The 12,894-nt window shown below is 68.4% G+C and carries 15 protein-coding genes; 6 read left to right on the top strand and 9 right to left on the bottom strand.

Features of this window, described 5'->3' with window-relative positions; all coding sequences use genetic code 11:
• Nucleotides 1-80 precede the first annotated feature (80 nt).
• From ACIBG7_RS20145 to ACIBG7_RS20120, 6 genes are all read right to left on the bottom strand, one after another.
• Nucleotides 81-446, bottom strand: a complete 366-nt coding sequence (locus tag ACIBG7_RS20145; RefSeq protein WP_397337198.1) for a hypothetical protein — start codon at nucleotides 444-446, stop codon at nucleotides 81-83.
• A complete protein-coding gene (locus ACIBG7_RS20140) occupies nucleotides 443-634 on the bottom strand; it encodes a hypothetical protein (RefSeq protein ID WP_397337197.1) in 192 nt (63 codons plus the stop codon). Before ACIBG7_RS20140 ends, ACIBG7_RS20145 begins: the two co-directional genes overlap by 4 nt.
• Nucleotides 635-648: 14 nt before the next feature.
• The gene (locus ACIBG7_RS20135) at nucleotides 649-1,509 is read right to left on the bottom strand and encodes an FtsK/SpoIIIE domain-containing protein (RefSeq protein ID WP_397337196.1); all 861 of its coding nucleotides are present in this window, start codon (nucleotides 1,507-1,509) and stop codon (nucleotides 649-651) included.
• Between the two features lie 72 nt (nucleotides 1,510-1,581).
• Nucleotides 1,582-2,502 carry a hypothetical protein gene (locus ACIBG7_RS20130; protein ID WP_397337195.1) on the bottom strand — a complete coding sequence of 307 codons (921 nt, stop codon included), beginning with the start codon at nucleotides 2,500-2,502 and terminating at the stop codon, nucleotides 1,582-1,584.
• A gap of 96 nt (nucleotides 2,503-2,598) precedes the next feature.
• Nucleotides 2,599-2,817: a hypothetical protein gene (locus ACIBG7_RS20125; protein ID WP_397337194.1), complete on the bottom strand. Its 219-nt coding sequence runs from the start codon at nucleotides 2,815-2,817 to the stop codon at nucleotides 2,599-2,601.
• 166 nt (nucleotides 2,818-2,983) lie between these two features.
• Nucleotides 2,984-3,301: a hypothetical protein gene (locus tag ACIBG7_RS20120; protein ID WP_397337193.1), complete on the bottom strand. Its 318-nt coding sequence runs from the start codon at nucleotides 3,299-3,301 to the stop codon at nucleotides 2,984-2,986.
• Nucleotides 3,302-3,467: 166 nt separating this feature from the next.
• Here ACIBG7_RS20120 and ACIBG7_RS20115 point away from each other — a divergent pair, with 166 nt between their 5' ends.
• The 3 genes from ACIBG7_RS20115 to ACIBG7_RS20105 all read left to right on the top strand — a co-directional run bounded on the left by ACIBG7_RS20115 (nucleotide 3,468) and on the right by ACIBG7_RS20105 (nucleotide 6,913).
• Complete coding sequence (locus ACIBG7_RS20115; RefSeq protein ID WP_397337192.1) at nucleotides 3,468-4,637, top strand: helix-turn-helix domain-containing protein; 1,170 nt, start codon at nucleotides 3,468-3,470, stop codon at nucleotides 4,635-4,637.
• 854 nt (nucleotides 4,638-5,491) lie between these two features.
• Nucleotides 5,492-5,665 (top strand): hypothetical protein, encoded by a 174-nt coding sequence (locus ACIBG7_RS20110; RefSeq protein ID WP_397337191.1) that lies wholly within the window; start codon nucleotides 5,492-5,494, stop codon nucleotides 5,663-5,665.
• Nucleotides 5,666-6,136: 471 nt separating this feature from the next.
• Entirely contained in the window at nucleotides 6,137-6,913 is a 777-nt protein-coding gene (locus ACIBG7_RS20105; RefSeq protein ID WP_397337190.1) for an aspartyl protease family protein, read from the top strand.
• 99 nt (nucleotides 6,914-7,012) lie between these two features.
• Here ACIBG7_RS20105 and ACIBG7_RS20100 read toward each other — a convergent pair whose 3' ends face one another.
• From ACIBG7_RS20100 to ACIBG7_RS20090, 3 genes are all read right to left on the bottom strand, one after another.
• Complete coding sequence (locus ACIBG7_RS20100) at nucleotides 7,013-7,471, bottom strand: hypothetical protein (RefSeq protein ID WP_397337189.1); 459 nt, start codon at nucleotides 7,469-7,471, stop codon at nucleotides 7,013-7,015.
• A 255-nt stretch (nucleotides 7,472-7,726) separates the two neighbouring features.
• Complete coding sequence (locus ACIBG7_RS20095; protein WP_397337188.1) at nucleotides 7,727-8,110, bottom strand: hypothetical protein; 384 nt, start codon at nucleotides 8,108-8,110, stop codon at nucleotides 7,727-7,729.
• A gap of 224 nt (nucleotides 8,111-8,334) precedes the next feature.
• Nucleotides 8,335-9,117, bottom strand: a complete 783-nt coding sequence (locus ACIBG7_RS20090; RefSeq protein ID WP_397337187.1) for an excalibur calcium-binding domain-containing protein — start codon at nucleotides 9,115-9,117, stop codon at nucleotides 8,335-8,337.
• 146 nt (nucleotides 9,118-9,263) lie between these two features.
• On the opposite strand from ACIBG7_RS20090, the gene ACIBG7_RS20085 reads away from it, so the two are divergent.
• From ACIBG7_RS20085 to ACIBG7_RS20075, 3 genes are all read left to right on the top strand, one after another.
• A complete protein-coding gene (locus ACIBG7_RS20085) occupies nucleotides 9,264-9,737 on the top strand; it encodes a hypothetical protein (protein WP_397337186.1) in 474 nt (157 codons plus the stop codon).
• Nucleotides 9,738-9,826: 89 nt separating this feature from the next.
• The gene (locus ACIBG7_RS20080; RefSeq protein ID WP_397337185.1) at nucleotides 9,827-11,347 is read left to right on the top strand and encodes a peptidylprolyl isomerase; all 1,521 of its coding nucleotides are present in this window, start codon (nucleotides 9,827-9,829) and stop codon (nucleotides 11,345-11,347) included.
• Nucleotides 11,348-11,425: 78 nt separating this feature from the next.
• Nucleotides 11,426-12,877: a serine/threonine-protein kinase gene (locus tag ACIBG7_RS20075; protein WP_397337184.1), complete on the top strand. Its 1,452-nt coding sequence runs from the start codon at nucleotides 11,426-11,428 to the stop codon at nucleotides 12,875-12,877.
• Nucleotides 12,878-12,894 lie beyond the last annotated feature (17 nt).

Genomic DNA, 12,894 nt, shown 5'->3' with positions numbered 1-12,894 from the left:
CTGCTCCTTTGCCTGATCGCAGGGGAGTGGGGTTGAAGCGGGGGCCGGAGATCTTTTGCCGAGAGGTCCGGCCCTCGCGCTTAGAGCCCGTCGGGCTCGGTGATGAGGTCGCCGCAGCAGGCGCAGTGCCAGCCGTCAGGGGCGAGATAGGCGGAGCGGCACACTCCGCCGCACAGGATGACTTCGGCGGTGCCGAGGCTGTCGGTGCCGAGCAGGAGATGCGGTGAGCCACAGCCGGGGCAGGTGAGCGCCCAGGAGATGAGGCACATGGCGATCATCTCGATGCAGGCCGGGCAGTAGCACAGGTCGGTGTCGCGGTGGGCGAGCAACCATCCGGCCGAGGACGCCTCCAGCAGAGGCGTGCTGCTGGGGCAGTCGTTGTCGCAGGTGACGATCCAGCGCGTCAGGTCGGGGGTGCCGTTGACGTGGTAGACCTTGATGATCACAGCGGGCACACCTCCCCGCAGCAGGTGCATTCCAGGGCGCTCTCGTGGCCCAGGTCGGTGGTGATGACGGTCTCGACGAGCTCGTTGTTGCCGCAGCCGGGGCAGCACAGCGCGAGCAGCTCGACGGGCGGTTGATCGGGCCAGGGCACCTCGTTCGGAGCCGTGACCGGGTCAGGGTCGTGAGGCATGACGGGTTCTCCGTTCAGGCGGCGAGTGGCGCGGAAACCTGGTCGCCGTGGCGGCGGATCCAGGTGACGTAGTGGGCGAGCCGGTGGATCTGCTCGTCGGTCAGGTAGGCGGCTTTGACCAGGTGCGGGGTGCCGCCTTCGGCGATGAGGTAGAAGACGCCGGGCGTTTGGGGGCTGATGGCCTGGGCGTTGAACCCGGCAGAGGCCCAGCCGTGGCCGAGGATGATGTCGGAGCTGTTCGGCGTGGTGCACCGGAACGCGGCCCGGTAACCGAACAGGTCACGCAAGGACGTGGGGATGATGTCCACGCTGGGACGCTGCGTGGCGGCGATGACCGGCATGGCGCAGGCACGGCCTCTGGCGACCAGGTCGCGCACCAGAGCGATGAACTCTTTCTGCTGCTCAGGGGTGCCGGTGGTGGCGGTGTAGTAGGCGAGTTCGTCGATGAACACGCCGATCACGTTGATCGCGTCGCCGGGGACGAACTTGCGGCGGCCGTGCGCGACCAGCCAGGCGTAGCGGCGATCCATCACCTTCTGCAGGCGGCGGAGAACGCGCAGGCCCTTGTCGATGTCCGGGCCGACGAAGATGCCGCCCGCTGCTTCGGCGGCCTGCATCCACATCCCCAGCTCCACCCACTTGGGGTCGAGCAGGACGGGGGTGAAGTCGTGGCACAGGAAGGCGTGCCCGACGAGGTTCTGCATCAGGACGGACTTGCCGCCGCCGGGCTCACCGGCGTCGAGCAGGTTGTGGTAGACGAGATCGAGGTAGGCCGGGTGGCCGGATTCGGTGATCCCGATGAACACCGGGTCGAACATGGACATCGACGGCGCTCCCGGGACCGGCATCGGCAGATCGGTAGGAGCCGTGAACATAGGTGCATCACCTCTTACACAGACAGGTGAGAGGTGCTGCCGGGGAGCGTGTCCCCGGCAGCGGGTGACGCGTCAAACCCAGTCGAGGTCAGGATCGTTCGGCACCGGGCTGGCCGGGGCCGGGCGAGGGTTCTTCCTGGCCTGACGCTCGGTCGAGTCGTTGGCGTCGTTGTCCGGCACGTCAGCCAGATCGAGCTGAGCCGGGGCATGAGCGATCGGCTGTGTGACAGCCGGGACGACGACGGCAGGAAGGTCGTCAGCCAGAGGCGAGCCGACAAGCCCGCCGAGAAGGTCACGCCGCTTGACTTCCAGGCAGATGATCGCGGCGTTCGAGGGGCGGGCCTTGGTCACGGTGACCGAGGCGGCCCAGCAGGCTACGGCGAGCTGGTCGAGCTGCCGTTCGACATGTGCCGGCGACAGGCCCGGACGCAGCCAGACCCACACGCGTTCCCCGACCGGGACGGGCTTGGCCAGGCCGATGAACGGCAGGCGGCCATGCCGGTCGGTGGTCAGGAACGAGGCGAAGCAGGTCCGCAGCCGGTGCCGGACGATCAGGCACCACAGCAGTGCTATCGCAGTGCGTCGTACGGCGGGCAGGACGCCGCAGCCGATGAGGACGCTGGCGTAGGTCAGCCCCGTGATGATGGGGTTGGTGCGCTCCTCCAGGTACACCCAGCCGCCGACGAGCAGCAGCATGAGGGAGATCTCCGGCAGCCACCACCAGATGGCGCGAAGGACGGGCCAGACGACGATGAAGGCGGCCATCAGACCGCCGACGACGGTTCCGGCCGCCAGCCCGATCGGGACAGCCGCGAGCGGCGGGAAGTAGTAGGTGGACAGCACCGCGGCGAAGACGCTGACGACGGCCAGCACCACGTAGAACGTGATCTTCGCGGTGCGCTGGTAGCTGTAGGCCACGTTGTGCTGAATCAGCGTGACCGAGGTGTGACGCCCGCCCTTGTGTCTGGGCGTGCCGAAGCTACCCTGGGACATGACTCTCCTCCTCATCGAGAGGGTTGGGGGTTGAGGCGGGACCGCGCGTTCGTAGCGAGGCGGTCCCGCTTGTTACTTCCAGGGGAGCGGGGACGCCTACAGGGCGTCGCGTTCGAGGCTGAAGTACACGATCGCGAAGCTCGTGTAGCCCAGTTCGCTCTTGAAGAGCTGGACGATGTCGTCGAACACGGAAGCGCGGCTGCTTCCCGGCAGGACATCGACGGTGCCGCTCGCGGTGGCGTTGCCGAGGCGACCGTTGGAGACGGTCAGGATGTACATGTAGCGCGTGGTGGCGGTGTCGGTTTCGACGATCATGCTGATTCTCCGATCGACCGCTGGTCCCGAGACCGGGACCAGGCTGAATGACGCTTGGTCCCGAGACGGGATAGGGGGACTTGTAGTCCGCTACGTGATCTCGCGTTGTGCTTCGTTCCTGCGTTCCGAACCCTTCGCTAGCCGGTGAAGGGTCAGGAAGACGGGTCTACTTGCTGGCCGAAGGACCGGCGGGCCTGATGTCGACCGCGCGGAAGGCCACGCCGTTGCGACCGTTGGTCGCCCAAGGCAGAGCCTCCAGCTTGGACAGGGCGACCTGGGAACCAACGGTCACCAGAGGCTTTTCTCCAGCCGTGGTGACGTTGATCATCTCGCCGCCCGTCTCGTCCAGCGCCATGACCTGCGTGACCCACATCGGTCGGCCGGTCTCCCGCTCGGACTTCTGACGCCCGTTCTGGTCGGCCTTCTCGACCGCTTCCTTCGTCACCATGAACGACTTGCCGGTGACGTCGATGAAGAGCTTCACAGAGCTCACCTCCGAATCGAGGGCCGCACCCCTGCGGTGCGAACTCCCTTGCGAGCTCCATGGAACGGAAATCGAACATACACTTGAAGAGGTTGTCCGATGCCCACTGTTGCCTACCCCCTGAGGACAATTGAGGCAACAGCAAAGCTGCACGTAGGGTGGCGCTATGGCGATCTTCGGCGTAAAGCTCAGGCAACTCCGACTTGAGCGTGAGCTGTCTTTGTCGCGCTTCGCCGCAATGGTGAACTACGACAAGGGTTACCTTTCTCGCCTTGAGACCGGCAAGAAAGCTCCGTCCGAAGAAGTTGCACGCGCATGCGATATCGCGCTCAACGCGCGAGGAGAACTCATCGCTGCCGCACACTCGGACATCGCAGCCAGCAAAGACCATCGCCCGTGGCAAACCGCTGAACTGATCAGCCGAATTCAGAAATCCGACACGGATCACGTCACGCTGGAAGCACTCCACTCCACGGTCTTCGAGCTTGGCTGTGAATACGCCTACAGGGATGCCGCAGACCTGAGGGACGAGGCACACGATTGGCTACGCCGAGTCGCCAACATGCTGCGTCGCCCCGTCGGCCTCCAGGCACACAGCGAGTTGCTCACCGCGACGGGATGGCTGGCGCTACTCGTGGGATGCCTTGAGTACGACATGGGGCTGAGGACGGCAGCAGAAGTGACCCGCGCGGCTGCACACAAGCTCGGTGAGGAAGCGGGCAACACAGAGATCATCGGCTGGTCCCACGAGATGTCCGCCTGGTTCGCCCTGACGCAGGGCCGCTACCGCGACGTCATCGCACCATCCTGCGCCGCCCAGGACGTGAGTCGTGACCACTCCGTGGTGGTCCAGCTCATCGCACAAGAGGCAAAGGCTCTGGCACGTGTGGGGGACTCTCGCAAGCTTCGCGAGACTCTTGAACGCGGTCGCGCAGTGCTTGACGGCTTCCCCGTCCCTGAGCGCACGGACAACCACTTCATCGTGGATCCGGCAAAGTGGGACTTCTACGCCATGGATGCCTACCGCCTGGCGGGTGAGGATTCACTCGCTGTCATGCATGCGAACGAGGTCATCGCGAACGCAGTCGCCCCCGACGGAAGTGTCCGAGCGCCGATGCGCATGGCAGAAGCCAAACTCACGCTTGGAGTAGCAGCAGCACGTAGCGGTAATCTCGAAGAAGCCATAATCCTAGGACGAGAAGCCATGGTGGACGGCCGGAAATCACTTCCGTCGCTTCTCATGGTGGCGGGAGAACTGGACGCCGTCCTTGAACAGCGCTTCCCAGACGAGGCTGAGACAACGGAATTCCGCGAGCTGCTGCGCTCACTCCGCTGAAAGCATTTACACCAAGGCATCGGCGCTGGCCGACGCCGCTGTGAGAACTTTCTTCTCAAACTTAAAGCGGCCCTGACCGGGCCGCACGCGCCGCCGACTCGGCGCGGGCCGGCTGCGTCCACTTGAGCTCCCGCACCGGCCCGCATGAACGCCGGTCGGCTGGCGCGGACGAGGACAGGGCCGCTGTGGGAGCGCGGTGTTCTGCTCACTGGGTCGAGGTCGCTAAGCGCAAGCTGAGCCGGTCACAGGGCCGGGCTTACCGCGTGCCTCCGGCGGGGGCGCTCCGGCTCCGGTCAGCCAAGATCGCGGCGTGCGGGTGGTGGGGTGGCTGAGGTGGAAGCCTGCCCGCCTGCCATCGTCCCAGGGCAAGCCCTAGCAGACCAGCCGCGGGGCCACCTTCGCTCCATCACGGTCGTGGCACCGGTGCGCGCGGCCGGGTAGCCCCGCGACTGACCCGCTATCCCCTGGGGTGGGACGACGGCAGACGGGCAGCCAAGTCGGAATGTGTTGGATAAACCTGTCAATAGCAGCGCAATCCGACGTGCAGGAAGTTGTTATTATTTTGTTATATTCAATCTCGTACCACATAATTGCAATTATGTGGTACGAGGTAAACTGGGACTTGAGGGGGAAATTGACGATTGATGCAGCTCATTGCCATTCATGGTCGCGAAGGTGGAGCAAAAGGGGTGACCCTATTTGTGATTAGGTCTCTGTATTAACTTTCGGCATGCGATGTCTATCGACGCTAGGGTTTGGAGATGTGGCGCTTTGTCTGAGAGTCAATGCCTGCAAGCGAGAAGTCTCGGATGTGAGCGTTTTGTCATTCCCTCTAACCTCAAGGAGGCCCGCTGATGGGAAGCGTAGCTCCGCATGGCCATGTGATCCTGGTCGCTGCCGTGCTCTCTGTTCTTGCATTCGCTCTGGCGGTGATCGGACTTAAGGGGGCAGAAATTACTCAGATCATGAGCCACGTCACAGCGCTGGTCGCCATGTACGTTGTGAAGCGAGACGCAGCTTCATCGTGATCATGCCCTAGCGACTAGCGCGTCCTCCCGCGATTGGCTGTCCCCCCGAAAGGGGGCCAGGGAGGGAGCCACCGGTGGTGGACGAGCTCGGACGGGGCTGAACGTCGCTGACCGCCTTACCTTGGACTTGAACCCGCGCGAACTGATCGACACCCCGAGAACCTGGTTCGAGTCCCATCGCGGGAGCGAGTGACAAACTGAGTGACATCCGGGCTGCTCTGCAGGGTTCGGTCATGCACGGCAGCGCACATAGGCATGGGTTTGAGCAGGCAAAACGCCTGATCGCATGATCGGCGGATCTGCTTCACACCGAAGAGGTCACTGGTTCGATCCCAGTATCGCCCACCATGTCAGAGGCCACTTCCCTTCGCGGGAGGTGGCCTTTCTGGTCTGGTGCGTGGCAAAGGGTGCGCCCTGCTGGCTGACGCTTCGGGAGCTTCTGCGGCATGACTCGTGAACTACGGTGAGTTCATGATCTCGGTGCCGTTACTTCTGGAGCCCGACCCGGACGATCCCGAGTTCGTGAGCCTCTTCGTGGACGGGGCCATCGACGGCCGCCCCTACCGGCTGCTCCTGGACACCGGCGCGGCGCAGACGGAAGTGGTGGCCGACGCATTCACCTCGACTCTTGAGACGGTCGGCAGCAAACACGCCAGCGGCGTTTTCGGCGCCTGTGCGGACGATCTGGTGGTGCTGCGAAGGTTCTCGATCGGTCCGATCGAGAAGAGCGACCTCACCGTTGCACGCTCCGCCGGCGCGAACCGGTGCAACCTCGTGGGCATGGACTTTCTGGGTGACACGACCTTGGTGGTCGACTTTGCTCGCTCCGAGGTCGGGTTCGCTCCCGGAGGGTCCTTGCCGACGCATTGGCCGTTGCGTCGCAGCCCGCGCGGGCATCCCTACCTCGATCTCGCATTCCCGGGCGTGACCGGGCAGGCGTGCTGGGACACGGGCGCCGCCGTGACTGTGGTGAGCACCGACTTCCTCGCCCGGAACGGATCGCTGTTCACGCCGGCAGGCACGACCGTCGGCACCGACTCGACCGGCGCGTCCCAGGAGACGCCGATGTACCGCATGGCCGCGGCCACGGTCGGCGGGATCACCCTCGCGGCTCACACCGTCGCGGCCGCGCCACTGCCCCAGGACCCCATGCGGATGGACGTGCTGCTCGGCTACCCGGCGCTGCGCCAGTACAACTGGACGATGGACTTTCCGCTTAACCGGTGGAGCGCAGTCCCCGCAGGGTGAGCGGCCGGAGAGCATTATGGGCCGTTCTCTAGAACTGCTGGTTGGAGCAAGAACCGGAAGATGATCTGCCCGGCGCGGCGGCAACTCCCAGGGCTGAGGTCAGCAGGGCCAGGTGGAGGCGGTCACCGTGTAGGTGTTCTCCGTCGACTCGGGGTCGAACCAGACGTCGAACTCGACCTCGGTGCCGTCGACCTCCTTGACCATGCACTCGGGGTCGTGGGGGTGCGGCTGCCAGCCGTGGCGGGCGGCGAGGCACTGGTAGAAGGCCTCGACACCCGCCCGTGAACCGTTGGGCGGAAGGTAGGTGCGGCTGACGGCGGCGTGGTGGTCGTCGCAGGAGCGGCCGGGGGAGCCGAGCGGGATGGCTCCGGGCGGGGCGGCGCGCAGGAGGTCGAAGGGTGCCAGGGCGGCCTCGACGCTCTCGAAGTTGGTCTCGCAGACTCCGCGGTGGTTCCAGCCCCAGGGGGAGAGCAGCGCGAGGGTGGCGAAACCGAGGGCGAACGCCACACAGCCGACGGCCGCCAGCACCCAGCGCAGGATCGAGGACAGGGTGGTCATCGGGCCGACCGGGAGAGGGTGCCGGCGATGGCCGCCCGTCTGGCGAGCCGCCCGTCTCGCGGCGTCTCGCCCTCAGCAGTCGGTAAGCCGTCAGTCATGGGCGGGATCGTAGCCCAGGGGCCTGGGGTTCTGCCCGACTTCGGTGGACGCCGGGTCACGAACAGAACTCCCCGCCTGCCGTACGGCAAGCGGGGAGCGGGGAGCTGTGGCGGTCAGCTCCCCGTCTGCCGTACGGGGAGCTGGAAGCTGCGGGGGTCAGCTGTAGAAGTAGGTGTTGCCGCGGGAGACCGTGCTGCCGTTCTCGCCCCAGTAGGTACGAACCGAGGCGCGGTAGTACGTGTCCTCGTAGGCGGTGGCAAGGCTGGTGCAGGTGCTGCCGGAGTGGCCGTAGTAGTTGTTGTTGTCACGGACGGTCCGGGTGGGGCCGCCGCCGTTGACGGGGGTCAGCGTCACCTCGACCCAACGGGCGCCCTCGCTGTTGTAAGCCTGGACGCAGAAGCTGTCGCTGCTGTCGGTGTAGGAGATGGTGCCGTCACCGACGTTCTTGGAGAACGAGTTGGCCAGGGCCGGCTGCGCCAGTCCGAAGCTGGTCACGGCCACCGCAGCGCCGACAAGAGCAGTCTTGAACACCTTGTTCATCATTACTCCTCGCATCTGGGGCGGATCTTGCTTCCGCCTGTCATGGATCTTGATGGAGTGAGTGATTGCGACAAAAGGTCTCTAATCCACTGTTTGTTAGCTGGTCACGTGGATGTAGGGAGAAATCAACCGGGTGCGCGGGCGGTTCGGAGGGGGTTTGCCGGGGTCGACCTGGGGTGGGGGTGATGTTCCGGAGGGGTCGGGGTGTTCATCTTCGGGAGGGGTCAGCCGGGTTCGCAGACGCGGCCGTCGCCGTCGCGGTCCTGGTACCAGGCGTACTCCGGGTCGAGGCCGCGCCGGTAGGGGCCCAGGCCGTGGGCGTTGGCCTCCGCGCAGGTGCTGTAGCGCCGGTCGTTGGACTGGACGGGGGCGACCGGCCTGGGCTTGGGGGCCTTGGCGAGGGGCGGCACGACGATGCCGTAGCTCGTCCGGCAGGCGTCGGCGAGGGTGAGGGCCGCCTGGGCGATGGCGCGGGCCCGGTTGCGGGCGGCGACGGTTCCAGAGGGGATGGCCTGGTAGGCGGCGATCGCCCGGAGGGTTCGGCGGGCCGCGGCGCCGGTGGCGGGTTCGGCCGGGAGTTTCTGGGCGGCTCGGAGGGTGCTGGCCCAGGCGGTCACGGCTGGGCCGGGGTCGAAGACCTTGCGCTGGGTGGCCTTGCCGAGGGCGGTGAGGAGGGCCATGACCCGGCGGTGCTCGCACAACGGCACCGGGGGAGTGGCCAGGGCGGCCGGTGTCGGGCTGAGTGTCGGGCTGGGCGTCGCGGTGGGGGAGGAGGTGCTGGTGGCGGTGGCCGACGGGCCGATCTCACCGGCGGTGGCCGGCGGGCTGAGCTCACCGGTGGTGGTCGACGGGCTGAGCTCACCGGTGGTGGTCGACGGGCTGAGCTCATCGGCGGCGGTCGACGGGCTGAGCTCATCGGCGGCGGCCGACGGGCTGGTGTCGCCGGCGGCGCACCCGGACAGCAGGACGGGGGCGGCGAGCGGGGCAAGCATCGAAGCAGTACGCATGATCACTCCAAGAGAGGGTCAGAACACGCAGTGTCGAACCACCCGCTTGCCGACAGCTTTCTGAGCGGACAAACCCGGGCAGAGATGACTTTCGCCCGCCCGGCGAGTCTCAACAGGTGAGCCACCACCGCAGAGAGGAACACGCCATGGCAAGAAGCCCACACCTCGCCAAGCTGGAGTGCCTGGTAGGGACCTGGGACCTGCGCGTCCGGACCGTCGACGGCCAGACCCTCAGCTCCGCCCGCGCCCGCGTCGAGTGGACGGAAGGCGGCGCCTACCTGGCCCTGCGTCAGGAGGGCGACCTGCCGCCGGACGCCCCGGCGGAGTGGCGCGAGAACTCGCCCCTGCCCGCCCTCTGCCTGATCGGCGTGGACGACGCCAGCGGCGAGTTCGCCTACCTCTACTCCGACGCCCGCGACGTCTTCCGCGTCTACCGCATGACCCTCGACGACACCACCTGGCGCGTGTGGCGGGCCGCGCCGGAGTTCCACCAGCGCTACATCGGCACCCTCGCCGCCGACGGGCAGACGATCACCGGCGCCTGGGAGTTCTCCAAGGACGGCGAGACCTGGACGCACGACTTCGCCCTCGACTACCACCGCACCGGCGGCCCCGCCTAGCCTGCCCCTTCCGCCCGGCCGCCGCGCGGCTCTACCTTGCTTTTCGTGAATCTGTTACTGCAGCACGCCCACAGGACGAGCGAGGCTCGATGGTGAGCCCGGTTTCGTTGCGCGACCGGGTCGAGGCCGGTCCGCTGGGCGACGGGGAGCTGTGGCGGGTGGCCGGGGCGATCGCCTCGGCCCTGGCCGGACTCCACTCCGGGGGAGTGGCGCACGGGGCGGTCAACCCCGGCAACGTCCTGCTGACGGCCGACGGGCCGATCCTGCTGGAGCCCGGCGCGCCCGGAGCCACGCGCTCGGTGCCCGGCTACCTGTCGCCCGAGCGCCTCCACGGGTCTCCGGCCGCGCCGCCGGGCGACGTCTACGCCTGGGCGGCCACCGTCGTGTACGCCGCCACCGGGCGTCCCGCGATCGCCGCGGGGCCCGAGCTGGCGGGTGTTCCGGACGAGCTCCGGCCGCTCTTGGTTCCGTGCCTGGCCCCCGACCCCGGCGACCGCCCCACCGCCGCCACTCTCGCCGCCGCCCTCACCTCCGCGCCGCTCATGTCGTACGGCGAAGCCGCCCCGCCGTACCCTCGCCCCCTCCCGTACGGCGAAGCCGCGGCATCCGGGCGAGCAGCGGGGAACGCGCCCGCAGGACCCGGGACCTCCCCGGCGGCGCAGGTTCCACGGGGAGGAGTGAGCGGCTCAGCGGTGGATGCTCCCGGGGCAGGGGTCGGCGGCGACCCGGGGCCGCAGGGTCAGCGGGTAGGAGCCGGTGGTGATCCCAGGGTTCAGGCTTCCATGGTGGGAGCCGGTGGTGACCAGGGGGTGTTGTTCTCGGCCTCGGTCCCGCCCGTCACCCCGCGAGGCCGCGGCATCGGCATAGCCATGGCCATAGCCGCCGCCCTGACCACGATCGCCCTGATCGCGGTGACCACCCTGCTGATCACCCGCCAGAGCGAAGCCAAGCCCCAGCCCGTCGCCCAGCCGGAGCGCCAGCGCGCCACCCCCACCCCGGCCCGGTCCACGCCCGACGACTGCGCCTACACCAGGGACACCACCGGCAAGGTCAAGGAGACCGGCCTCCCCCCGGCCACCTTCGACCCGAGGAAGCTCCCGGCCACCCTCACCTTCGCCACCAACCGCGGCGCGATCGAGGTGAGGCTGAACACCGCCAAGGCCCCCTGTGCGGTCAACGCCCTCGCCCACCTGGCCAGGAAGCGGTACTACGTCGGCTCCCGCTGCCACCGGCTGGGCGGCCGGGAGTTCCCGATCCTGCAGTGCGGCGACCCGTTCGCCAAGGCCGACGGCGTCTCCACCGAGGACGGCATCGGCACCCCGGGCTTCGCCTGGCGCGAGGAGAACCTCGACGGCGCCGAGTACCGCCGCGGCGTGCTCGCCATGGCCAAGCGCGCCGACCCGAACACCACCAGCGCCCAGTTCTTCTTCCTCTACGGTGACGTGGACCTGCCTCCGGAGTACACCCCGGTCGGTACGGTCACCCGCGGCCTGACGCTGCTCGACCGCGTGGCCCGCGGGGGCGTGCGGGCGGAGGGCGCGGACGGCACGGGCGCCCCGAAGCTGGGCGTGCGGATCACCGAGGTACGGCTGGGCCACCGCGCCCGATAAGCCCCGGCAAGCCAGCCGTTGGGCCGAGATTTGTCGATATGGTCACCACGAGCATCATCGACCGACACGGGGGTCGACATGAACGGGCTGCAACCCTTGGGCGGGTCGGATCCGGCCCGCCTGGGCGGCTACGAGCTGGCCGGGGTCCTGGGCAGGGGCGGCCAGGGCGCGGTCTACCTGGGCGTCTCGCCGACCGGCGAGCGCGTGGCGGTGAAGCTGCTGTACGCCCACCTGGCGAGCGACGCGACCGCGCAGCGCAACTTCCTGCGCGAGGTCGAGACGGCCCGCCAGGTGGAGGAGTTCTCCACCGCCCGCGTCCTGGCCGTCGGGCTCGCGGGCGGCCAGCCGTACGTGATCAGCCAGTACGTCCCGGGCGAGTCCCTGGAGGCGCTGATCAGCCGCGAGGGACCACGGGACGCGGGCGGACTGCACCGGTTGGCGATCGGCACCGCGGCGGCGCTGGCCGCGATCCATCGGGCGGGGATCGTGCACCGCGACTTCAAGCCCGCCAACGTGCTGCTCGGCCCGGACGGGCCGAGGGTGATCGACTTCGGCATCGCCAAGGCGCTCGACTCGACCGCGACCACGATCAGCGGGGTGCTCGGGACGCCCGCGTACATGTCGCCGGAGCAGGCCGCCGGGCTGCCGGTGGGACCCGCCTCGGACCTGTTCTCGTGGGCGCTGACCCTGGTCTACGCGGCCACCGGGCGGCCCGCGTTCGGCAGCGACAGCGTGCCCGCGGTGCTCAACCGGGTGCTGCACACGACGCCCGACCTCAGCGGCCTGCCGCCCCACCTGCGCGGGCTGCTGGAGCACTGCCTGGACAAGCGCCCCGAGGCCCGTCCCACGGCCCACCAGGCCCTCATGGCCGTCCTCGGCCCCACCGGCCCGTCCACCCCGCCCCCGCCCGGCCTCACCCCGCCGGCCGGAGCCCCCGCAGGCCCGACCTTGACGGCCGGCCCGCCCATGATGACGGCGTTCGCGGGAAACCCGCCGGCCCCCCACGGAGCCTGGACCCCCGCCGACCAGCACCCGAGAGGCCGAGGCGGGCTGTGGGCGATGGTCGGCGCGGGCGCGGGTCTCCTCCTGATCCTGGGCGTGGTCGCCGCGATCATGCTCACCTCCGGCACCCGCACCCCCGAGGTCCAGCCCCTCCAGGCCGGACCCACCCAGCAGACCTCGGCCCCGCCCGAGCCCGCCACCCTGGCCGGCACCTGGACCGGCGAGTACACCTGCACGCAGGGCGTCACCGCCCTCACCCTCACCATCACCGGCACCCCCGACGCCCTGAAGGCCACCTTTGCCTTCGGCGCCGACCCCAGCAACCCGGGCGTGCCGACCGGCTCCTTCGCCATGCGCGGCACCGTCGAGGACGGCGTGCTGCGCCTGCGCGGCGACCGCTGGATCGACCGCCCCGGCGACTACCTGATGGTCGGCCTCCTGGCCAGGCTCGCCCCCGAGCGCCCGGACCGCCTGGACGGCACCGTCGAATCCGACGGATGCACGACCTTCTCGCTCCACCGGCAGTAGCGATCATCGATGCCGGG

Source organism: Nonomuraea sp. NPDC050328, assembly GCF_044459405.1.
GTDB lineage: Bacteria > Actinomycetota > Actinomycetes > Streptosporangiales > Streptosporangiaceae > Nonomuraea.
This window is presented reverse-complemented; position numbering and strand designations above follow the sequence as displayed.